Source organism: Micromonospora sp. WMMD1274, assembly GCF_049179035.1.
GTDB classification, from domain to species: domain Bacteria; phylum Actinomycetota; class Actinomycetes; order Mycobacteriales; family Micromonosporaceae; genus Micromonospora; species Micromonospora tulbaghiae.
In genome coordinates this window covers 1,859,467-1,880,250 of the sequence record NZ_JBMHMG010000001.1, presented here as the reverse complement: position 1 = coordinate 1,880,250, position 20,784 = coordinate 1,859,467, and the positions used below count along the sequence as shown (strand labels likewise).

Sequence of the window (20,784 nt, the reverse complement as noted above, 5' to 3'; positions counted from 1 at the left end):
GTGCAACGGGGAAAGCTGGTGGCATGACCGAGCACGAGACCGATCCGCAGCGGTCGCCGGCCCCCGCCGACGCCGAGCCGTCGCACCACACCGCCGAGCTGCCCCGCGTCGAGAGCGGGACGTCGGACTCCTCCACCACCCCGGCCGCGGCGTCGGTTCCGGCCGACTCCCCGGCCGCCGGAACCAGCACGCCCGCCGGGCACACGAACCCGGCGGAGAGCGCCGGGAACAACGCGCCCGCCGGGCCGTACCCGCCGCAGCCGGCGACGCCGTCCGCGCCGCCGTACCCGGCCTCGGGGCAGCCGCAGCAGCCCCACCCCTGGTACGGGCAGCAGCAGCACCAGCAGGGCGGCTGGAACCAGCAGGCCGCCACCGGCTACCCGGCCACGCAGCACGGTGGGCCGGTGCCCTCGTACCAGGCGCAGCCGTACCAGACGCAGCAGGGCTACCAGTCGTACCAGCCCGGCCAGCCGATGCCGCAGTGGGGCCCGCAGCAGCCGGCCCGCCCCAGCCGGGCCGGGAAGTTCGTCGGCGCGGGCGCGCTGGCACTGGTCCTGATGCTCGGCTCCGGCGCGGCCGGCGGCGCGCTCGCCCTCGCGCTCGACGAGGGCGGACCCACCCGCACCTACTCCGCCGCCCCGGTGATCAACAGCGCCGACCTGCCCAAGATCGCGGCCTCCGTCCAGGACAGCATCGTCACGATCATGACGAACAGCGGTGAGGGCTCCGGGGTGATCCTCAGCGCCGACGGGTTCGTGCTCACCAACAACCACGTCGTCGCCGGCGCCGGTGGCGACACCGTGCGGGTGGTCTTCGCCGACGGCAAGAGCGCCTCCGCGAAGATCGTCGGCACCGACCCGAAGACCGACCTCGCGGTGGTCCAGGCCAGCGGCGTGAGCGACCTGAAGGCGGCCAAGTTCGGCGACAGCGACGCCATGCAGGTCGGTGACCAGGTGCTCGCCCTGGGCAGCCCGCTCGGCCTCCAGGGCTCGGTCACCGCCGGCATCCTCAGCGCCCGCGACCGCACCATCCAGGCGGGGGAGGGCGGCCAGCAGAACCCGCAGCAGGGCGCCAGCTCGATCTCCGGCCTGCTCCAGACCGACGCCCCGATCAACCCGGGCAACTCCGGCGGCGCGCTCGTCAACACCCGGGGCGAGGTGATCGGCATCAACACCGCCATCGCCACCGCCGGGCAGGGCAGCACCGGAAACATCGGCGTCGGCTTCGCCATCCCGAGCAACAAGGCCAAGGACGTGGCCGAGAAGCTCCAGCGCGGCGAGAAGATCAGCCACCCCTCGCTCGGGGTGAGCGTGAACGGCGCCGAGGACGGCGGGGCGCTGGTCGCCGCCGTCACGCCCGGCAGCCCCGCCGAGAAGGCCGGCCTCCAGCGCGGCGACGTGATCACCAAGTTCGGCGACAAGGTGATCAACGACTCGAACGACCTGGTCGGCGCCGTGCAGGCCGGCAAGGTCGGTGACCGGGTCGAGGTGCAGTACAAGCGGAACGGATCCACCGAGAACGCAACCGTGACGCTCGCCGAGACGTCATAGTCCCGAAGACCTGCCTCCCTCCCGGGCGGCGGGTGACGGAGCCAAGGGGGTTGGCTCCGTCACCCGCCGCCCCTCCTCGTTTCTCACCCGGTACGGGTGAGCACGCCTCACCCGTACCGGCGGCAGGGTCGGGGCATGACCACCACGTCCGCCGTGCGTACCGACCAGGAGATCCAGCGCGACGTCCTCGCTGAACTGGACTGGGACGCGCAGACCCGGGCCACCGAGGTCGGCGTGACCGTGTCGCGGGGCGTCGTCACGCTCACCGGGCAGGTGGACAGCTACGCCCGGCGGTGGGCCGTCGAGCGCTGCGCGCACCGGGTACGCGGCGTACGGGCGGTCGCCAGTGACCTGGCGGTCGACCTGCCCGCCACGGACCTGCGTACCGACGCCGACATCGCGATCGCGGCGAGCCGGGCGCTGGAGTGGGACAGCTTCGTGCCCGCCGAGCGGCTGGACGTGACGGTGGCCGACGGCTGGGTGATGCTGCGCGGCGAGGTCGAGTTCGGCTTCCAGCGCCGTACCGCCGAACGGGAGCTGCGCCGGCTGCGCGGCGTACGCGGCGTGACGAACCTGGTCGAGGTGCGTCCACCGACCCCGCCGAGCGACGAGCAGAAGCGGCTCGACCTGCGCAGCCTGCTGCTGCGGCGCACCGGAACCGAGCGGATCGACGCCCGGGTCGACGGCGACACGGTGGTGCTCGACGGCGTGGTGAGCGCCTGGTGGCAGCGGGAGGACGCGGAACGGGCCGCCTGGGCGCTGCCCGGCGTACGGGAGGTGCACGTCGGGATCGTGGTGGCCGGTTGACCGGCTGTCGTTTACCGCGGGCCGGGTCGGGAACCCGCGCCCAGCGGGGGTACGCCGGGGACCGACGGGGAGGACTCGTGGCCGTGAACCAGCAGTCCTCGGAGCGCGCGTGGGCCGGTCCCTTGCGGATCGCCATGGTGGTGCCGCCGTGGCTGTCCGTGCCGCCGCCCGGCTACGGCGGGCTGGAGACGGTGGTGGCGGGTCTCGTCGACGCGCTCGTCGACCGGGGGCACCGCGTCACGCTGTTCGGCGCCGGCACCGAGCACGGAACCGCCGCCGACTTCGTCTCCACCTGCGACGACCTCCAGTACGAGCGGATGGGCGAGTCGCTGCCCGAACTGGCGCACCTGGCCCATGTGGACCGCCTGGTCGACCCGGCCGGCTTCGACCTGATCCACGACCACACCACGATCGGCCCGATGGTGGCCGGCCGTCGCCGGGTGCCCACCGTGGCCACCGTGCACGGCAACCCGGTCGGCGAGTACGGCACGGTGCTCGGCAACACCGACAACGGGGTGGGGCTGGTCGCGATCTCGCACACCCAGCGCCGGGCGAACCCGGGGCTGCCCTGGGCCGGCACCGTGCACAACGCGATGCCGCTGCGGGACATCCCGCGCAAGCGCAGCCCGGGCGCGGGCCCGGTGCTCTGGTTGGCCCGGTTCAGTCCGGACAAGGGCCCGGACGTGGCGATCGCGGCCTGCCGGGCGGCCGGGCTGCCGCTCACGCTCGCGGGCAAGTGCAACGAGCCGGCCGAGCGCCGCTACCTGGAGCAGGTGGTCCGGCCGCTGCTCGGCGACGATGTGACGCCCGTGGTGAACGCCGACCGGGCGACCGCGCTGCGGATGCTGCTGGACGCCCGCTGCCTGATCATGCCGATCCAGTGGGCGGAGCCGTTCGGCATGGTGATGGTGGAGGCGATGGCGACCGGTACGCCCGTGGTGGCGCTGGGCCGGGGCGCGGTGCCGGAGCTGGTCCGTGACGGGGTCACCGGTTTCGTCTGCGACGACCCGGGCGAGCTGCCGGCGGCGTTGCGGGCGGCGGCGGACCTGGACCCGGCGGACTGCGTGGCGCACGTGGCGGAGAACTTCTCGGTGGAGCGGATGGCCGCCGACTACGAGGCGGTCTACCGGGGCTTCCTGGCCGCGCGGGAGCCCGCACGGGCACCCCGGACGGTCGCGCCGGCCGTCGGCTGACCCGTCAGGTCTGCCCGGCCACGAGTTCCGCCGCTGCGGCGTCGAGTCGCCGCGCGTACCCGGGGCTGATGCTGCCCTCGCGGCGACGCTCGTCGATCTTGCTGCGGAGCCGGTCCACGGCGGCGGTCACCTCGGTCCCGCCGTTCGCGGCGACCGCGTTGCGCAGCAGGTTCCGCAGGTCCACCCCGACGTCCTCGCGGATCTGGCCCTCGGTCAGCCCGGCCTCGATCAGCCCGTCCACCCGTTCGGCGGCGTCGGCCTGACCGGCGGCCGGCGGGCGGGCGCCGCCCGTCGACGGCGGAGTAGTCGGCGCGGGCGGCGGCGTGGTGGCCGGCGCCTCGGTCACCGGCGGTTCGGTCGTCGACGGCTGTACCGGCCCGGCGGTCGGCAGCACCCGGGGGTCGGCGGGCCGGTCCGGTGTCAGAGCGGATGCCAGCAGCACCGCCGCGGCGACCACTGCGACGCCGACGGCCGCCAGCGTGAGGGTCCGGCGCCGGCCCGGCGCGGCAGCCGGGACCGGCGGCGCGTCGGGGACCTGTCCCGGCTCCGGAACCGGCGGCGCGGCGGGAACCTGCCCCGATTCCGGGACCGGCGGCGTGGCGGGAACCTGGTCCGGGGCCGGCGGCGCGGCCGGGCCGGCCGGCGGCGGGGAGGTCAGCGCGGGCAGCGTCATGGTCGGCGCCAGCATGGTGGCCGCCTGCGGGTCCGCGGGCAGCATCTGGTCGCGCAGCACGGCGGCGACCCGGCGCGCGGTGGGCCGGCGACGCGGGTCGCGGGCCAGGCAGCGCAGGCAGATCTCCGCGACCGGGCCGGGCAGTCCCGGTACGTCGTCCAGTGTGGGCTCCGGGCTGTCCGCCAGCGCCGCGCTCAGTTGCTCCCAGGTCTCCGCCGGGTACGGCGGCTGCCCGGTCAGCGTCTCGAACAGCAGCACGCCGAGCGAGTACACGTCGGTGGCGGGCTGGGCGGGCGCGCCGTCGAGCCGTTCCGGGGCCACGTACGCCGGGGTGCCGAACGTGCCGCCGTCCTCGTCGTCGTCCGGCGTGCCGATCCGGGTGGCGATGCCGAAGTCGAGCACCTTCGCGCCGGTGGCGGTCATCATCACATTGGCCGGGGTCACGTCGCGGTGCACGATGCCGAGCCGGTGTGCCGCGGCCAGCGCCTCGGCCACCTGTGCGCCGGTCTCCACCGCCGCCGGCCAGGGCAGCGGCCCCTGGGTCAGCAGGTGTTCCAGCTCCTCGCCGCTGAGCAGCTCCATCACCACGAACGAGGTGATCGAGCCGTCCGGGGCCACCGTCTCGCCGTAGTCGTGCACGGCTGTGACGTGCGGATGGTCGAGCTGGGCGGCCGAGCGGGCCTCCTCGCGCACCATGTCGCGGAACCGCGCGTCGGCGGCGAGCGAGGGGGCGAGCACCTTCACCGCCACCACCCGGTCGAGCACCTCGTCGCGGGCACGCCAGATCACCGACATGCCACCGGCGCCGATCCGGTCGATGAGCCGGTACCGCCGGGCCAGCAGACGGCCGGCTTGGAGTGTCGCCATCTAGCTCGCACCTGCCTGGGCTCGGGAGCGCTATCAGGTTGCGTGAATGTGTCTTACCTGTCAACAGTCCCCACGGAGCCGATTGCGCGGTGCGCGTCGGCGATGGCTCGCGGTGACGGCCGGGACCAGCGGGGACGGCCCGCCCGGCCGGTTGTGGGCCGCGTGCCAGGATGAACGCATGGCAGCGGGTCCGGTGGCGTTCGTGCTCGGCGGCGGGGGAGTGCTCGGCGCGGTCGAGGTGGGGATGCTGCGTGCTCTGTTCCGCGCGCGGATCAAACCCGACCTGGTGCTGGGCACGTCGATCGGCGCGGTCAACGGCGCCCTGGTCGCCGCCGACCCGACCGAGGCGGTCACCGACCGGCTGGTCCGGCTCTGGGCGTCACCCGAGGCAAGCGAGGTGTACGGCGACTCGGTCGCCCGGCAGCTGCGCCGGTTCGCCGCCCGTACCCACCTGCACTCGCCCCGCCCGCTGTACCGCCTGCTGGAGAGCACGCTGGGCGAGGAGACCACCTTCGCCGACCTGGCCGTGCCGTTCCGCTGCTGCGCCGCGAACATCGAGCGTGCGGCCGAGCACTGGTTCCACACCGGACCGCTGGTGCCGGCGGTGCTCGCGTCCGCCTCGGTGCCCGGCCTGCTGCCCCCGACCCAGATCGACGGCCAGCACTACATCGACGGCGGGGTGGTCAACTCGATCCCGGTCGGCGAGGCGGTCCTGCTCGGCGCGAAGCAGATCTTCGTACTCCAGGTGGGCCGGATCGAACGCGAGCTGAGCCCGCCGCGCCGCCCCTGGGAGATCGCCCAGGTGGCGTTCGAGATCGCCCGCCGGCACCGGTTCGCGCGGGAGATGGCGGCACTGCCCGAGGACGTCGAGGTGCACGTGCTGCCCACCGGCGGGCTGGAGCCGCGCGACGACAGCCCGTGGGCGTACCGGGACACGGCGGCGGTGGGACGGCGGATCAGCCGGGCGTACACTGCCTCCCGCCGATACCTGGACACCGCGCTGGAGCGCTGAATGCCGCTGCCACCCCGCTGGCTACGCCGGCTGGTGCTCGCTCCTGGAGTGGTGCTGCTGGCCGTCTTCGTGGTGACCACGCTGCCCGGCTGGGCGCTGCTGGCGCTCGCCGCGTCCCCGCTGGTGCCGGGACGGCTGCGCCCGCTGCGGCTGCTCTGGATCGGCACCGTCTACCTGGTCTGGGACGCCGCCGCGCTGCTCGCCCTGTTCCTGCTCTGGCTCGCCTCGGGCTTCGGCGCGTACAAGCGCGCGCCGGCCTTCCAACGGGCCCACTACGTGCTGGCCGGCTGGTTCCTGCGGATCATGTTCTGGCAGGCCCGGTGGACGCTGCGGCTGAGCATCGACGTGGTCGGCACCGACCCGGACACCGCCCTGCCGGGCCGCCCCGAACTGGTGGTCTGCCGGCACGCCGGGCCGGGCGACTCGTTCATCCTGATCCACGCGCTGGTGAACTGGTTCAAGCGGGAACCCCGGATCGTGCTCAAGGAGACGCTCCAGTGGGATCCGGCCATCGACGTGCTGCTCAACCGGTTGCCCAACCGGTTCATCGCGGCCGGGCCGGACGGGCGGGGGTCGGTGGTGCGGCAGATCGCGCACCTGGCCACCGGCCTGGACGACGACGACGCCTTCGTGATCTTCCCGGAGGGCGGCAACTTCACCCCGTCGCGGCGGCTGCGCGCGATCGACCGGCTGCGGTCGCTCGGCCTGGAACGGATGGCGCGGCGGGCCGAGCGGATGCAGCACGTGCTCGCCCCGCAGCCGGGCGGGCTGCTCGCCGCGCTCGACGCCGCGCCGGACGCCGGGGTGATCTTCGTGGCGCACACCGGCCTGGACCAGATGCTCACCGTCGCGGACGTGTGGCGCGAGCTGCCGATGGACAAGCGGATCGTGATGCGGTTCTGGTCGGTGCCGCCGGAGGAGGTCCCGGCCGGCGAGCAGGAACGCATCGACTGGCTGTTCGACTGGTGGGCCCGCATCGACACCTGGATCGCGGCCAACCGCAACGGCGCGGCCGACGACGCCTGAGCGGAATCGCCGCGCGTGTTCAGCGCGGTGCCAGGTCCGCCGCGTAGGGTGCGCTGGTGGACCAGATCTGCGTGGTGACGACTGTGGTGGACGCCCGCGGGGTGGCGGACGTGCTGGCGGCCGCGGCCGTCGCCGGCCGGCTCGCGGCCTGCGCCCAGGTCGGCGGCCCGGTGGACAGCACCTACTGGTGGCAGTCGGCGATCCAGACCACCGCCGAGTGGCAGGTACGGTTCAAGACCGCACCGGACCGGGTCGACGCCCTGGTCGACCAGCTCCGGGCCAACCACCCGTACGAGGTGCCGGAGATCCTGGTCAGCCGGGAGGACAGCGGCAACCCCGCGTACACGACCTGGGTACACGAGCAGACCCGGCCCTAGGTACTCCTACTCTGTCCGTCCGCCCCGCCGCTGACGAAGCTGGCGGGGTGGAGAACACCGGCTACCCCTGCCCCGGTTGCGGCGCCCCGGCCGACCTCGTCGCCGGATGCCGCACCTGCGGCCGTCCGCCCTACCCGCCCGCCGCCGAGGTGGTCCGGCTGGACCGGGAGATCACCGAGCTGGCGCCGCGCGTCGAGGCGGCCCGGCTCGCGTACCAGGATCTGTCCGGCCGGCTGGTCACGGCCCGGCAGCGGCGGGCGGCGCTGGCCGCCCGGATCCGCCAGGAGATCCCCGCGCCGCGCGCCGCCGGTCCCGCGCCGCTGCCGGCGCCGACGCCGCCGCGTCCGGTTCCGGTTCCACCCACCCCCGCGGTACGCCCCGGCGGTGCGGAGACCTCCACCCGCGCGGTCCAGGGCCTGCTGTTCGTCCTCGGTGGACTGCTGCTCGGCACCGCCGCCGTGGTGTTCACCGCCGTCGCGTGGGCCACGTTCGGGGTGGCCGGCCGGGCGCTGATCCTGCTGGCCGTCACCGCGCTCGCCCTGGTCGCGCCGCTCGTCGCCCGGGCGCGCGGGCTGCGCGGCACCGCCGAGACGCTCGCCTCGGTGGCGCTGCTCCTGGTGGTCCTGGACGGGTACGCCGCCTGGTCGGTGGACCTGTTCGGGGTGACCGGCCTGCCCGGCAGCCGGTACGCGGCGCTGGTGACGGCCGTCGGTGCGGCGGTGGCGGCCGGGTACGCCCTGGTCAGCCGCCTCACCGCGCCCTGGTTCGCGGCGTGGCTGCTCGCGCAGCCGGTGCTGCCGCTGGCCGCTGCGGCGTTCCGGCCGACTGCCGCCGGCTGGGCGCTGGTGCTGACCGCCGTGGCGCTCGGCGACCTCGCGGTGGTGGTCGCGCTGCGCCGCCGTACCTCCGGCACGCGCGCGGCGCAGGTGGCCGGGCGGGTGCTGGGCTGGACCGGGCACGGCGTGGCGCTGGTCCTGGCGGCCGGCTGCGCGCTGGTGCCGCTGGCGCTCGGCCGCGCGGCGGGCACCCCACTGCTGGCCGGCGGTCCGCTGCTGGTGGTGGCGCTGGCAGTGGTCGCCGGCGCGCTCGCCGCCGGTGGCCGCCTCTGGCGCGCGACTGCCACCGGGCTGCTGGTGCCGGTGCTCGCGGTCGCGTTGGTCCGGCCGGTCGGCGAGCTGCGTCCCGGTCTGCTGCTGCTCGCCGCCGGCCTGGTGGTGGCGGTGCTCGCCGGTGCGGTCCGGGCGCTGCCGGCGCCGGTCCGGACCGGCCCGCTCGTGGGCGCGCTCGCGGTGGCCGCCGCGCTGGGCCAGGTCGCGGTCGTGCTCACCGGCGTGGTCGGCGCGGCCACCGCGAGTGCCGGCTTCCCGGCCTGGCAGGGCGGCCGGGACGTGCCGGTGCCGTCCTGGGGCTGGCAGCTTCCGGTGGCCCTGCTGCTGACCGCCGGGGCGGTCGCGCTGCTGACGCCCCGGGCCGTCCGGCCGCTCGCCGGCGTGGCGGCCGCCGGGTTGGTCGCCCTCGCGGTGCCGGCCGTGACGGCGACGCCGTGGCCGCTGGTGCTGATTGTGGACCTTGCGGCGGCCACCGCGCTGCTGCTGGCGGCGGTGGTCCGGCCGCGCGGGGGACGGGTCGTCGTGCCGGCCGCCGCGTCGGCCGGGGCGGTGCTGCTCGGGCACGCGCTGCTGGTCGGCTGCGCCGCCCCGGCCGGTGCCGTCGCCGTGCTCGCCGTCACGGTGGTGCTCGGCGCGGCGCTCGCCACGCTGGGCCGGCGCGGACAGGACGCGCAGCCGGTCGTCGGCGGCGTCGCGCTCGCGGTGGCGCTGCTCGCCGTACCGGCGGGCGTGGCGGTCGCGCTGCTCGGCCTCGGCGCGCCGGCCTGGTGGCAGCTGCGCGGTGCGACCGCCGCCGTCGTGGTGCCGGTGGTCGTCGTCCTCGCCGTCCGTCGCCTGTGGACCGACCTGAGCGGGTACGCCTCGACGGGGCTCGCCGTGGCGCTCGCCGGGGTCGGCCTCGGGCCGCTCGTCGCGCCGGGCGGGGAACCGGTGGCGCTGTACGCCGCGGTGGGGGTGCTGCTGGCGCTCGCCGCCGGTGCCGGCTCCCGGCCGGCGGTCGCGCCGCGCGCGGTGGGTGCCGCGCTTGCCGGACTGGCTCTGCTGGCCGGCGCGTGGACCGCGCTGCTGGTGCTCGCGAACCTGCCGGTGCGGCCCGGGGCGGGGGTGCCCGCCGCCGCGACGGCGTCCGCCGAGACCGCCCGCGCCGGGCTGGTGCTGCTGCTCCTGGGTGCCGCCGCCGGGGCGTACGCCGCGACGGATCGCCGCGTCGCGTGGTGGCTCGCCGCGTCGCCGTTCGGCGCGGTGGCGCTGCCCGTGCTGGCGGAGGCGGCCGGGGCGCCGTGGCCGGTGGTGCCGGCTGTGGCGTTCGGGATCGGGCTGGCCGCGCTGCTGGCCGCCGCGCTCACCGGTGCGCACCGGGCGGTGCTCGTGCCGCTGGGCGTGGTGCTGGCCGTTCCCGGGTTCGGCGGCCTGCTCGCCACCCGCGCCGCGACGCTCGCCGCGCTCGGTGTGCTGGTGGTGGCCGGTGCGGTGACCGGGGTGGCCGGACGGCCGGCGGTGGTCCGGATCGTGGGGTGGCTGGGCGCCGTCACGGCGGCGACCGGGTTCGCTGTCGTCGCGTCGCTCACGGCCGGGCAGCCGCTGCGTACCGGAGCCTTCGCGGTCCTGGCCGTCGCGGCCGTGACGCTGCACGCGGCGCCACTGCTGCGGCTGGTCCGGTCGGGCGGCCCCGACGGCGCCGGCGCAGGGCGGGCCGGCGCGTGGGCGCTGGAGGCGTCGGCGCAGGCCGTGGCGCTGCTCGCGCTGCTGCTCACGGGCGGCTCGTTGCGGCACGCGGCGGCGGTCTGCGTGCTGTGGGGCGTGGCCGTCGCGGTCCGGGTGCTGCGCCGGGGCGAGTCGCCGGCCGGGCGTCGCGCGCTGGCGGCGGTGGCCGCGGGCAGCGAGCTGGTCGGCGGCTGGCTGGTGCTCGCCGCGCGCGGGGTGGTCGTGCTGGAGGCGTACACGCTGCCGGCGGCGGCGCTCGCCCTGGGCGCCGGGGTGCTGGCGCTGCGGCACCGGCCCGGGCTGACCAGCTGGCTGGCGCTCGGCCCCGGGCTCGGCGCGGCGTTGCTGCCGAGCCTGGTGTCGGTGCTGGTCCTCGGTGAGCCGCAGCCGTGGCGGCGGCTGGCGCTCGGCGCGGCGGCAGTGGCAGTGGTGTTCGCCGGGGCGGCCCGGCGCTGGCAGGCGCCGGTGGTGCTGGGTGCGGCCACGCTGGTGCCGCTGGCGCTGCACGAGCTGGCCCGGGGCTGGGACCTGCTGCCGCGCTGGATCTTCCTGGGCCTCGGCGGGCTGCTGCTGATCGGGCTGGCCGCCACCTACGAGCGGCGCCGGCGCGACGTGGTCCGGCTGCGCGAGGCCGTCGCCCGGCTCGGCTGAGCGGGGCGGCGAAGCCCTCTCACCCACTGTGGTGAGAGGGCTTCGTTGCGCCAAAATTGATCAGCGGCAATTATTGCTCCGCTGCATCGACGCCGCGAAGGGGGCAAGGAAAACGGTCCCGAGAGCTCAACGCGTAGCGGGGCCGGCGTGGGTGCCGGCAGGGCGAACAGAGAAGGGCGTTGGGTGCCATTGATCAAGATCCGACGAACGCCCATAACCCTCTCAGCGAGTGGCGAGGCTGGTCTTCCTGGAGCAGGCCATGAGTGAGGTCCGGTTCCCCGACTTGAGGAACGAGATGGTTCGGGCCGTCAAAGCCCTGGCAGACCCGGCTTATCAGTGGTCGGCATGGGTTCGAAGGGAACTGCCGCCCGGCGGATACGACGAGTTCACCCATCGCATCCACATCCTTTACGACGACACGCAGGTTCTGGAGGATCCGGACGCAGCGATCGGCATATACCTCAGATCTCAGGAGGAAGCTGACGCACTGCGGGGATTGGCCCAGGCGCTCGATTCGCTCTTCGACGAGTGTGGCACCGAGCTTCCTGACGAGGCCTATCTGCGGGCACCTGGCTGGCCGGCGGTCGTGGAGGCCGCGAACAGGGCGTTGTCCAGCTTCGACGGATAGCGCGTAGCAGGAGAGTTCGCGGTGGCTCGCGGGCCGGGTGGCGTCTGAACGAGACGCCACCCGGCTTCCGCGACCGGGAACCGGGCTCGGATGGCACCGATGCGCCTCACCTGATCGGCGAACCACCGTCGACCGGGATGGTGTGGCCGTGGATGAAGGACGCGTCGTCGCTGGCGAGGAAGCAGACCGCCCGGGCGATCTCGTGCGGCTCGCCGTACCGGCCGGCGGGCGCCTGCATGGTCAGGTCGTAGAACGGGAAGTCGCTGGTGATCTCCGCGCCCTCGAAGGCGGCGGTCTTGATCACGCCGGGACCGATGCCGACCGCGCGGATGCCCTGGTGGCCGTAGTCGTAGGCGATCTGCTTGGTGAGCCCGATGACGCCGTGCTTGGCGGTGGTGTACTCCGCGCCGACCTCGCTGGCGACCACGCCGGACGCCGACGACACGTTGATCACGACACCCTTGCCGCGCTCCAGCATGTGCGGCAGCGTGGCCTTCGTGGCGAGGAAGACGCCCTTCAGGTCGACCTCCATGACGCGGTCCCACTGGCTGTTCTCGATCTCCAGCAGCGGCACGTACGCGCCGAACACGCCGGCGTTGTTCACCAGCACGTCGATGCGCCCGTACGCGTCGAGGGCGGCGCTCACCATGGCGCGTACCGAGTCCTCGTCGGTGACGTCGGCCGCCACCGCCACCGCGTCGCCGCCGGCCTCCCTGACGCGCGTGACCGTCGCCTCGGCGCGCTCCAGGGAGAGGTCGGAGACGACCACCTTCGCGCCCTCGGCGGCCAGTTCGACGCACATGGACATGCCGAGTCCGGAGCCAACCTGGTCCGGGCTGAAGCCGCCGCCCGTCACCAACACCACCTTGTCCGTCAATCCACGCACCGCGCTGTCTCCCGTCTGTCGATGTCCGTGCGTCCGGCACGGCTGACCGTTCGGATGAATGGCCCTCATCTTTACGTACAGATTAGCTGGTCAGAGGGGGTGCGCCCACCGGCAAGAGGGCTTGCTGCAGTGTGACGAAGATCGTTTGCGCCGCTCCGGCCCGCAGGGGTAGGGACAGCACCACCCCGTAGCCGGGGGTCTGCGGGATTACCCACGGCGACGATCATCGCCAGAATCGGTGACGGAGAGTCGCGTACGGAGCGTGGCTCGCGGCATCGGGGGCGACATGACTACTTCCACGTCGACGGAACCCGCGGCACGGCGGGGCAGCGACTACGCGCGGCTGTCCCGCCGGATCGCCGAGGCGGGACTGCTCGAGCGGCGGCCCGGCCGCTACGCGCTGCGGATCGCGCTCACGCTCGGCGCGTTCGTGGCCGGCTGGGTCGTGGTGGCGCTCGTCGGCGACTCCTGGTGGCAGGTGCCGCTGGCGGTGGTGATGGCGGTGGCGACCACGCAGGTGGCGTTCCTCGGCCACGACGCCGGGCACCGGCAGATGTTCCGGCGGCGCGGGCCGAGCGAGGCGGCCGGACTGGTCGCCGGCAACCTGGCGGTCGGGCTCAGCTACGGCTGGTGGGTGGACAAGCACAACCGGCACCACGCCAACCCGAACCACACCGACGAGGATCCGGACGTCGGCGCGGGCGCGCTGGTCTGGACGTACGAGCAGGCCACGGCGACGCGCGGCCTGAGCCGGTGGATGGCCCGGCGCCAGGCGTGGCTGTTCTTCCCGCTGCTCCTGCTGGAAGGGCTGGCGCTGCACGTGGCGAGCGTGCAGGCACTGGTCGGCCGGGAGCCGGACGGGCGGTGGCGGGTGCCGATGCGGCACCGGGCGGTGGAGGCGCTGCTGCTCGCCGCGCACGCCGCCGGCTACCTCGGTCTGCTGTTCGCGGTCATGTCCCCGGCCAAGGCGCTGTTGTTCGTCGCCGTGCACCAGGGGCTCTGGGGGCTCTACATGGGCTGCTCGTTCGCCCCGAACCACAAGGGCATGCCGATGCCCACCGCCGACGACGAGCTGGACTACCTGCGCAAGCAGGTGCTGACCTCGCGCAACGTCCGCGGCGGCCGGTTCGTCGACCTGGCGCTGGGCGGGCTCAACTACCAGATCGAGCACCACCTGTTCCCGAACATGCCGCGCGCCAACCTGCGCCGGGCCCGGCCGCTCGTCATGGCGTACTGCGCCGAGCAGGGCGTCCCGTACGCGGAGACCGGGCTGTTCGAGTCGTACCGGCAGGCTCTGGCGCACCTGCACGACGTGGGCCGGCCGCTGCGCGCGGCCTAAGCCGGGCGGCTGCCGGTAGGGTCGTCGCATGGTGGAGGGCGCGCCACGGTGGTGGCGCGCGGCGCGGCGGGCCGACCGGCCCCGGCCGCGTCACGGGACGACATCGTGCGGAGCTGCGGCATGAGATTCGAGATCAGCAAGGTGCTCGACGCCATCGAGGGTCGGGTCTGCACCGACCCGTCGCTGGCCCGGGCCGTGGTCGACCTGGCCGAGGTCATCCGCTGGCAGAACCTGGACGGCGGCCGTCCGGCGAGCCTGCTGCGGCTCGGCATGGTGATCGACGCGCTGTCCCGGCAGATCGGCGAGGACAGCGTCCCGGTCTACGCGATCGTGCACCGGGCGCTGCTGTCCGACGCCGACCTGACCTCCAACGAGCGGATGGTGGTGCGCCGGTGGGCCGACGACGGCCTGGTGGAGGTGCTCGACCAGCCCGGTGACCGGATGCTGGAGGTGGCCGACCTGCTCGGCCTTCCGGTGCTCACCCGGGCGCGGCTGGACGGGCTCGTCGGGCGGTACCCGTGGATCGGGCAGGCGGGCCGGGTGCTCGCCCCGGTGCCCGGCGCCGGCGGGCCGGTCTTCATCGCGCACGTCGGCGGCGGCCAGGACCCGGCCACCGGCAGCCGATCGCCGGCCGGGGTCAAGGTGCTCTCCCGGAAGTGGCGCTGCCCCGAGCCGGGCTGCGCGCTGTTCGGCGGCGGCGGGGGCGGCGGAGCGTTCGCCGACCTGGCCGCCGTGGACCGGGTGCCGGCCGAGCAGCCGCCGCCCACGTTGCGTACCGGCGCGCCGACCTGCCCCCGGCACGGCGCGCGGCTCTCCGACGCCGGCCCGCGCCCGCGTACCGCTGTGCTCGCCGTGCGCATCGGCGGGCTGGTCCGCAAGCGGTTCGCGCTCACCGAGACCGAGCCGGTGGCGGTCGGCCGGGCGCCGGACGGACCGGGCGGGGTGACGCTGGGCCAGTGGCTCAACGACGAGGCCCGGCGCTGGATCAGCCGCAGCCACATCCGCCTGGAGTTGCGGGTGGGCGAGGTGGTGGTCACCGACACCAGCACCAACGGCTCCGGCGTGCGCCCGGGTGGCTCGATGGCCGAACAGGAGCGGCTCGCGCTGGCGCCGCAGCAGTCCCGGGTGCTCGCCGAGGGGGACCTGATCGAGCTGTACCCGGGCGTGCAGGTGGGCCGCGCCGACGACATGAGCAGCGACGCGAAGTACGCCCCGAACTCGGTGATGGCCGAGGCGCCGACCATGGCGATGCGGCTGCCGCGTCCCTGACCGCACGTGCGAAGGCGCCGGGACCGTCGCGGTCCCGGCGCCTTCTCGCGTACGGAGTGAGCCTCGTCGCGTACGGTCTCAGCCGGCCAGGACGGCGGCGAGCTGCGCCACCGCGTGGTCGATCTCGTCGGCGGTGATCACCAGCGGCGGGGCGAGCCGGATGGTCGAGCCGTGCGTGTCCTTGGCCAGCACGCCCCGCTCCATCAGCCGCTCGCACGCCTGCCGGCCGGTCATCAGCTCCGGGTCGATGTCCAGCCCGGCCCACAGCCCGCGCCCGCGTACCGCCACCAGGCCCTTGCCGATCAGGCCGCGCAGCCCGGCGTGCAGCCGCTCGCCCAGCTCGGCCGAGCGGCGCTGGAACTCGCCGGTGGCGAGCAGCCGGACCACCTCGGTCGCGACCGCGCAGGCCAGCGGGTTGCCGCCGAACGTCGAGCCGTGCTGGCCCGGCTGGAGCACACCCAGCACGTCGTGGTTCGCCGCCACCGCCGACACCGGCACGATGCCGCCGCCGAGCGCCTTGCCCAGCAGATACATGTCCGGCTCGACGCCCTCGTGCTCGCAGGCGAACGTCGCGCCGGTACGCCCCAGACCCGACTGGATCTCGTCGGCGACGAACAGCACGTTGCGCTCGGTGCAGACCCGGCGCACACCCGGCAGGTAGCTCTCCGGCGGCACCACGACGCCCTGCTCACCCTGGATCGGCTCCAGCAGCACGGCCACCGTGTTCTCGTCGATCGCCGCGGTCAGCGCGTCCAGGTCGCCGTAGGGCACCACTGTGAAACCCGGGGTGTACGGCCCGAAGTCGGCGCGCGCGTCCTCGTCGGTGGAGAAGCTGACGATGGTGGTGGTACGGCCGTGGAAGTTGCCCTCCGCCACCACGATGTTGGCCTGGCCCGGCGTGACGCCCTTGACCTGGTAGCCCCACTTGCGGGCCACCTTGATGCCGGTCTCCACCGCCTCGGCGCCGGTGTTCATCGGCAGCACGAGGTCCTTGCCGCACAGCGCGGCCAGCTCGCGGCAGAAGTCGGCGAACTGGTCGTGGATGAACGCGCGGCTGGTCAGCGTGAGCCGGTCGAGCTGCGCGTGCGCGGCCTCGATCAGCTTCGGGTGCCGGTGGCCGAAGTTCAGCGCCGAGTATCCCGCCAGGCAGTCCAGGTAGCGGCGGCCGTCCACGTCGGTCAGCCAGGCGCCCTCGGCCGACGAGATCACCACGGGCAGCGGGTGGTAGTTGTGCGCCGTGTGACGCTCCGCGTCCCGGACCGCGGACGGAGTCCGCAGCATGTCGTCGATGATCACTTGCTCGCCTTTCCCTGACGGAGTCGCAACGTGCAGCACTTCGGTCCGCCGCCGGCCTTGCGCAGCTCGGACAGGTCGATCCCGATGGTCTCGTAGCCCCGGTCGCGCAGCTTCGCGGCCAGGTCGGTGGCCTGCGCGGGCAGCACCACGTGCCGGCCGTCGCTGACCGCGTTCAGGCCCAGCACCTCGGCGTCGGCCATGGTGGCGTGGATCGCGTCCGGGAACAACCGGCGCAGCACCGCCCGGCTGCCGGGGGAGAACGCCTCCGGCAGGTACGCCACGGTGCGCTCGTCGAGCACTGTCAGCGCGGTGTCCAGGTGGTAGAAGCGGGGGTCCACGAGCTGCATGGTGATCACCGGGTAGCCGAAGACCTCCTGGAGCTGCGCGTGCGAGGCGTGCGCGGTGCGGAACCCGGTGCCGGCGAGCAGGTGGTCACCGGCCAGCAGGACGTCGCCCTCGCCCTCGTTGACGTGCTTCGGGTCGTACATCTCGAAGCCGGCGCCCTCGAACCAGGCCCGGTACGCGGGCGCCTCGTCGGCGCGCTGCGGGTCGCGGAACTGCACCGCCATGGCCTTGCCGTCGATCACGGTGCCGCCGTTCGCGGCGAAGACCATGTCCGGCAGGCCGGCGACCGGCTCGATCAGGTCGACCTCGTGGCCCAGGTCCAGGTACGTGCGCCGAAGCTGCTCCCACTGCCGGATCGCCAGGTCGGCGTCGACCGGGGCGGTGGGGTCCATCCACGGGTTGATCGCGTAGTCGACGGCGAAGTACGTCGGCCGGCACATCAGAAAGCGCTGGCGGATGGCGTCCATCGTCATGTCGTGCTCCCAGAGTCGGGCGCGCCCGGCCACCGTCGGCCCACGGGCTGGCGCCGTGGTCCAACGTTATGCGGCCCGGGTAGACGACATCCACCGCGGGAAGTTGCGTTGAGCAGCGAATCGTTGCGTTGAATCGGTCAGCAGCGAGTGATCGCTGCGCCGACCCCGGACACACTTCGGGGGCGGCGAACCGCCGCCCCCGAAAGAGGTGTTGCCCGGCCGGTGAACCACCGGAACTGATCGGGCTGGCCGGCCCTGCCGGCGATCGGGACAGTGCCCGTCAGAACCAGTTGCCAAACTGTGAGTCGAGCCACTCGCGGAAGCGGCCCACCCAGTCGCCGTCGGTGGTCGGCCAGTCGAACTGGCCGGTCATCGCCACGATGCCGAGCACCACGGCGGCCAGGCCGACAGCGATGCCGATCAGCGCGTCGGTCTTGCCCGCCACGTGCCGGCGGCGGGTGGCGATCAGGCCCAGCACGGCCAGCACGGCACCGGCCGCGCCGACGCCGATGCCGTACCCGGCGAGCGTGCCGGAGAGCACGAACAGCGCCCCGACCACCGAGACGATCAGGCCGAGCGTGGCGAGCAGGCTGGCCCGGGGACGCTTGGTGGTGTACGGCTCCGGCTGGTCCACCCGGCCGTCGCGGTCTGCGTCCGTACCGTCGGGCCGGCCGTCCCGGTCGAGGTCGGTGCGGCCGTCGCGGTCGAGGTCGGTGCGGTCCGGGCGACCGTCGCGGTCCAGGTCGACGGTGCGCTCGGCGGCGGGCGTCGCGCCGACGGTCCGGGCGTCGGTCACCGGAGCGGTCCGCGTGTCGGCGTCGGCCCGCCGGCCGGTGACCGCGCGCGCCGCCGCGGCCCGGTCCGCAGCCCTTCGCCGCGCCTCCGCGTCCGGCTCGTCCACGGCCGTCGCGTTCCGGCCGCCGGTCGTCGTGGCCGCCGTCCGGCCGTCGGTCGCCGCGCCGGGGTCGCGCGCGTCCCGGTCGGCCGCCGCGTCCCGGGCGCGCTCGTCGTCGGTCGCCGTGGCGGCGCTGCGGTACGTGGTCCGCTCCTCGTCGCGGTCGGTGACCACCGGCCGGTCGGCCGGCTGCTCGGCGGTCCGGTCGCGCTCGTCGACCACGCCGTCGCCGTTGGTATCGGTCGCCGGGGAGTTCCGGCGGGACAGGATCTTCACGATGGCACCTCCTGATCCAGGCGCGGAGGCCGCGCATGACATGCAGGAAGTACCCAGGTGCGCCGAAATCGACACCCGCGGCCCGCTCCGCACGCTCCGACGACCGGCATCGGAGCGTGCGGAGATCGTCGCCGGTCAGGACACGGTGCGTGACCACTGCTGGTTGGTGCCCGTACCGCAGGTGTACTGCTGGACGTCCGCGCCGTCGCCGGTGCCGGCGTTCACCACGTCCAGGCACTTCCCGCTGTGCCGGGCCCGCAGCTGGAACCAGCCGCCGAGCGCGGCCCACTGCCACTGCTGATTGGCGCCGCTGCCGCAGGTGTACTGGATGATGTTGGCGCCGTCGGCGGTGGACGCGTTCGCGACGTCCAGACACTTGCCGCTCGCGGCGTTGACGAGGCGGAACCAGCCGCCGCCGGCGTCCTGGAACTCCCACCGCTGGTTGCCGCCGCCGTTCCAGCTCCACTGCTTGACCTCGGCGTTGTTCGCAGTGGAACCGTTGATCACGTCGAGCACCCGGCCGCTGTGCCGGGCCGTGACGCGGTGGTACGTGGGCGAGTTGCCGGTGACGGTGCCCGCCGCCGTGTCGACTGTGACGGACGGGTACCAGGTCAGGCTCATGCTGGTGGCGGTCGGGAAGCTGATCGGCAGCCACACGTACTGGGAGTCGTTGGCCGGGCCGCCCCAGGCACCCGCCCACCGGTCACCCAGATAGAGGTAGCCGGTGCCGGACGTGCCCTGGATCGGCAGCACGAAGGCCGGCTGGGAGTTGAACGTGGTGCCGTTGCCCACGTCGGTCCAGCCGCTCCACGGTCCCGAGATGCTCGGCGCGGTGGCGTACCGGGCCTGGTTCGGGCTCCAGCCCGTCGCCCCCGAGGTCAGCAGGAAGTAGGTGCTGCCCCGCTTGAACATCGCCGGCGCCTCACGGTGCGCGCCGTCCCAGAAGTTGCCCACCACAGCAGCGACGTTGAGGTAGTCCGAGGTGAGCCGGTAGATGTTCAGGTCGTAGTTGTCGTCGGCCGCCGAGATCATGTACGCGGTGCCGTTGTCGTTGTAGAGCGTGATGTCGCGGGACATGTGCTGCCCGAGCGGCCGGAAGCTGCCGTGGTACGTGTAGTTCCCGTCCACGGTTGCCGAGGAGGCGACGGCGGCCCGCGCCTCGTTGTAGTCGGAGCCGTTCTCCTTGTGCATCCACATCACGAACCGGCCGGTGCCCGCGTTGTAGACGACCTTCGGCCGCTCGATGTTGGCGACCCGCAGCTCCGCGGCCGACGACTGGGTGAGCACGTTGTTGCGGAACTCCCAGGTGCGCAGGTCCGTGGAGCGGTAGACGGAGACCGCCCGGAACGTGTTGTCCGGGTTGCGGTTCTCGCCGAACCAGTAGTAGTGGTCGCCGACCTTGAGGACACCGCCGCCGTGGGCGTGCACCACGGCGCCGCTCGTGTCGGTGAACTGGGTGCCGTTGGTGACTGTCACCGGCGCCGCCAGCGCACCCGCTGCCGGTCCCACTACCGTCGCCGCGACGGCCACTGCGAGCGCCAGCCCCGCCGCGAGGAGGCGGCCGGTGCCGCCGTGCCGTGCCGTCCACCGCATGCCGGTCACCGCCCGCAGACCGGCGTGATGGCGGCGGGCGTCGCGCTCGTCGCCACGAGCAGGCCGAACGTCGTCGAAGCACCCGGCGCCAGCGTCCCGTTCCAGGAGGCGTTGCGGACCTCGGCGTCCTGGCCGGAGCCCTCGGCCACCCCGCCCCAGACCGACTGGATGCGCTCGTCACCGGACCACCGCCACGAGACCAGCCAGCCCGGGACCGGATCGGTGCCGTCGTTGCGCACCGTCACAGTGGCGACGAAGCCACCGCCCCACCTGCTGTCGATCGCGGCCGTCGCGGAGCAGAGCGACAGCGTGCGCGCCGGTCCGCCGATCACGTACGGATCCCGTACGCCCTTGGTGTCGCCGAACCGGAACCAGTACGCGGTGCCCGGGGTCAGGCCGCCGACTGTGACAGTGCCCGACCGTTCCGGCCCGGTGACCGCCTCGGCCACCGGGTCGCGCCACCCGGTGGCGTCCTCGCGGCTGGCGAAGAGGCTGACGACCAGCGGCGGGTCGTATCCGCAGGGCGGGCTGAGCACCATCCAGTAGGTGATGGTGATGCTGGTCGTGGTGGCCCCGGTCACCTGGCCGCTGACCGGCAACGCCGGCGGGCACGCGAACGTGGGCGTCGGGGTCGGCGTCGCCGCGGTGGCGAGCGTCGTCGTCGTGGTGGCGGGCGACCGGTCGGCGCCGGCCGAGGCGGCCGGGCCGGTGAGGGCGAGGGCGGCGGCCAGTGCCGCGCCGAGCGTACGGAGCATCTGTCTCTCCCGAGCTGGGGGCGCCGGGGGCGGTCGGCGCCGGAGTTGTGGTGGACCGCG

17 protein-coding genes are annotated in these 20,784 nt (G+C 74.3%); 10 read left to right on the top strand and 7 right to left on the bottom strand.

From position 1 onward, the window contains the following. Positions 1-23 precede the first annotated feature (23 nt). The 3 genes from ACN27D_RS08460 to ACN27D_RS08450 all read left to right on the top strand — a co-directional run bounded on the left by ACN27D_RS08460 (position 24) and on the right by ACN27D_RS08450 (position 3,550). Positions 24-1,550, top strand: a complete 1,527-nt coding sequence (locus ACN27D_RS08460) for a trypsin-like peptidase domain-containing protein (RefSeq protein WP_421498867.1) — start codon at positions 24-26, stop codon at positions 1,548-1,550. A 135-nt stretch (positions 1,551-1,685) separates the two neighbouring features. After that, positions 1,686-2,357: a BON domain-containing protein gene (locus tag ACN27D_RS08455; RefSeq protein ID WP_120573303.1), complete on the top strand. Its 672-nt coding sequence runs from the start codon at positions 1,686-1,688 to the stop codon at positions 2,355-2,357. A gap of 83 nt (positions 2,358-2,440) precedes the next feature. Further along, positions 2,441-3,550, top strand: a complete 1,110-nt coding sequence (locus ACN27D_RS08450) for a glycosyltransferase family 4 protein (RefSeq protein ID WP_393158761.1) — start codon at positions 2,441-2,443, stop codon at positions 3,548-3,550. A gap of 4 nt (positions 3,551-3,554) precedes the next feature. Here ACN27D_RS08450 and ACN27D_RS08445 read toward each other — a convergent pair whose 3' ends face one another. Next, a complete protein-coding gene (locus ACN27D_RS08445; RefSeq protein WP_421498866.1) occupies positions 3,555-5,090 on the bottom strand; it encodes a serine/threonine-protein kinase in 1,536 nt (511 codons plus the stop codon). Positions 5,091-5,268: 178 nt separating this feature from the next. Here ACN27D_RS08445 and ACN27D_RS08440 point away from each other — a divergent pair, with 178 nt between their 5' ends. From ACN27D_RS08440 to ACN27D_RS08420, 5 genes are all read left to right on the top strand, one after another. Further along, a complete protein-coding gene (locus ACN27D_RS08440; RefSeq protein WP_091422409.1) occupies positions 5,269-6,102 on the top strand; it encodes a patatin-like phospholipase family protein in 834 nt (277 codons plus the stop codon). Then, entirely contained in the window at positions 6,103-7,128 is a 1,026-nt protein-coding gene (locus tag ACN27D_RS08435) for a 1-acyl-sn-glycerol-3-phosphate acyltransferase (protein ID WP_364802521.1), read from the top strand. A gap of 56 nt (positions 7,129-7,184) precedes the next feature. Further along, entirely contained in the window at positions 7,185-7,505 is a 321-nt protein-coding gene (gene cutA / locus ACN27D_RS08430; protein ID WP_104114519.1) for a divalent-cation tolerance protein CutA, read from the top strand. Between the two features lie 47 nt (positions 7,506-7,552). Then, positions 7,553-10,969, top strand: coding sequence for an SCO7613 C-terminal domain-containing membrane protein (locus ACN27D_RS08425; RefSeq protein ID WP_421498865.1), 3,417 nt, complete (start codon positions 7,553-7,555; stop codon positions 10,967-10,969). Positions 10,970-11,198: 229 nt separating this feature from the next. Further along, positions 11,199-11,597 (top strand): SCO4402 family protein, encoded by a 399-nt coding sequence (locus ACN27D_RS08420; protein WP_421498864.1) that lies wholly within the window; start codon positions 11,199-11,201, stop codon positions 11,595-11,597. Positions 11,598-11,703: 106 nt separating this feature from the next. Here ACN27D_RS08420 and ACN27D_RS08415 read toward each other — a convergent pair whose 3' ends face one another. Beyond that, the gene (locus ACN27D_RS08415) at positions 11,704-12,483 is read right to left on the bottom strand and encodes an SDR family NAD(P)-dependent oxidoreductase (protein ID WP_135241857.1); all 780 of its coding nucleotides are present in this window, start codon (positions 12,481-12,483) and stop codon (positions 11,704-11,706) included. A 286-nt stretch (positions 12,484-12,769) separates the two neighbouring features. Here ACN27D_RS08415 and ACN27D_RS08410 point away from each other — a divergent pair, with 286 nt between their 5' ends. Both ACN27D_RS08410 and ACN27D_RS08405 read left to right on the top strand, forming a co-directional pair. Beyond that, positions 12,770-13,822, top strand: a complete 1,053-nt coding sequence (locus tag ACN27D_RS08410; RefSeq protein ID WP_421498863.1) for a fatty acid desaturase family protein — start codon at positions 12,770-12,772, stop codon at positions 13,820-13,822. Positions 13,823-13,942: 120 nt separating this feature from the next. Beyond that, on the top strand, positions 13,943-15,091 hold the full coding sequence (locus tag ACN27D_RS08405; protein ID WP_121683827.1) for an FHA domain-containing protein: 1,149 nt from the start codon (positions 13,943-13,945) through the stop codon (positions 15,089-15,091). Positions 15,092-15,169: 78 nt separating this feature from the next. Here ACN27D_RS08405 and rocD read toward each other — a convergent pair whose 3' ends face one another. The 5 genes from rocD to ACN27D_RS08380 form a co-directional block, all read right to left on the bottom strand. Beyond that, the gene (gene rocD, locus ACN27D_RS08400) at positions 15,170-16,384 is read right to left on the bottom strand and encodes an ornithine--oxo-acid transaminase (RefSeq protein WP_421501122.1); all 1,215 of its coding nucleotides are present in this window, start codon (positions 16,382-16,384) and stop codon (positions 15,170-15,172) included. Continuing rightward, the gene (gene ddaH, locus ACN27D_RS08395) at positions 16,384-17,199 is read right to left on the bottom strand and encodes a dimethylargininase (protein WP_030271835.1); all 816 of its coding nucleotides are present in this window, start codon (positions 17,197-17,199) and stop codon (positions 16,384-16,386) included. Before ddaH ends, rocD begins: the two co-directional genes overlap by 1 nt. A 286-nt stretch (positions 17,200-17,485) precedes the next feature. Next, the gene (locus ACN27D_RS08390) at positions 17,486-18,376 is read right to left on the bottom strand and encodes a thrombospondin (RefSeq protein WP_358176286.1); all 891 of its coding nucleotides are present in this window, start codon (positions 18,374-18,376) and stop codon (positions 17,486-17,488) included. Positions 18,377-18,511: 135 nt separating this feature from the next. Next, entirely contained in the window at positions 18,512-19,969 is a 1,458-nt protein-coding gene (locus ACN27D_RS08385; protein ID WP_421498862.1) for an RICIN domain-containing protein, read from the bottom strand. Positions 19,970-19,974: 5 nt separating this feature from the next. Further along, positions 19,975-20,724, bottom strand: coding sequence for a cellulose binding domain-containing protein (locus ACN27D_RS08380; RefSeq protein WP_047892007.1), 750 nt, complete (start codon positions 20,722-20,724; stop codon positions 19,975-19,977). Positions 20,725-20,784: the final 60 nt, after the last annotated feature.

Bases quoted from the DNA above. Each gene is read 5' to 3' on its own strand.
- ACN27D_RS08460 (WP_421498867.1), top strand. From the start codon at position 24: ATGACCGAGCACGAGACCGATCCGCAGCGGTCGCCGGCCCCCGCCGAC.
- ACN27D_RS08455 (WP_120573303.1), top strand. From the start codon at position 1,686: ATGACCACCACGTCCGCCGTGCGTACCGACCAGGAGATCCAGCGCGAC.
- ACN27D_RS08445 (WP_421498866.1), bottom strand. From the start codon at position 5,090: ATGGCGACACTCCAAGCCGGCCGTCTGCTGGCCCGGCGGTACCGGCTC.
- ACN27D_RS08440 (WP_091422409.1), top strand. From the start codon at position 5,269: ATGGCAGCGGGTCCGGTGGCGTTCGTGCTCGGCGGCGGGGGAGTGCTC.
- ACN27D_RS08435 (WP_364802521.1), top strand. From the start codon at position 6,103: ATGCCGCTGCCACCCCGCTGGCTACGCCGGCTGGTGCTCGCTCCTGGA.
- ACN27D_RS08410 (WP_421498863.1), top strand. From the start codon at position 12,770: ATGACTACTTCCACGTCGACGGAACCCGCGGCACGGCGGGGCAGCGAC.
- ACN27D_RS08405 (WP_121683827.1), top strand. From the start codon at position 13,943: ATGAGATTCGAGATCAGCAAGGTGCTCGACGCCATCGAGGGTCGGGTC.
- ddaH (WP_030271835.1), bottom strand. From the start codon at position 17,199: ATGGACGCCATCCGCCAGCGCTTTCTGATGTGCCGGCCGACGTACTTC.
- ACN27D_RS08385 (WP_421498862.1), bottom strand. From the start codon at position 19,969: ATGCGGTGGACGGCACGGCACGGCGGCACCGGCCGCCTCCTCGCGGCG.
- ACN27D_RS08380 (WP_047892007.1), bottom strand. From the start codon at position 20,724: ATGCTCCGTACGCTCGGCGCGGCACTGGCCGCCGCCCTCGCCCTCACC.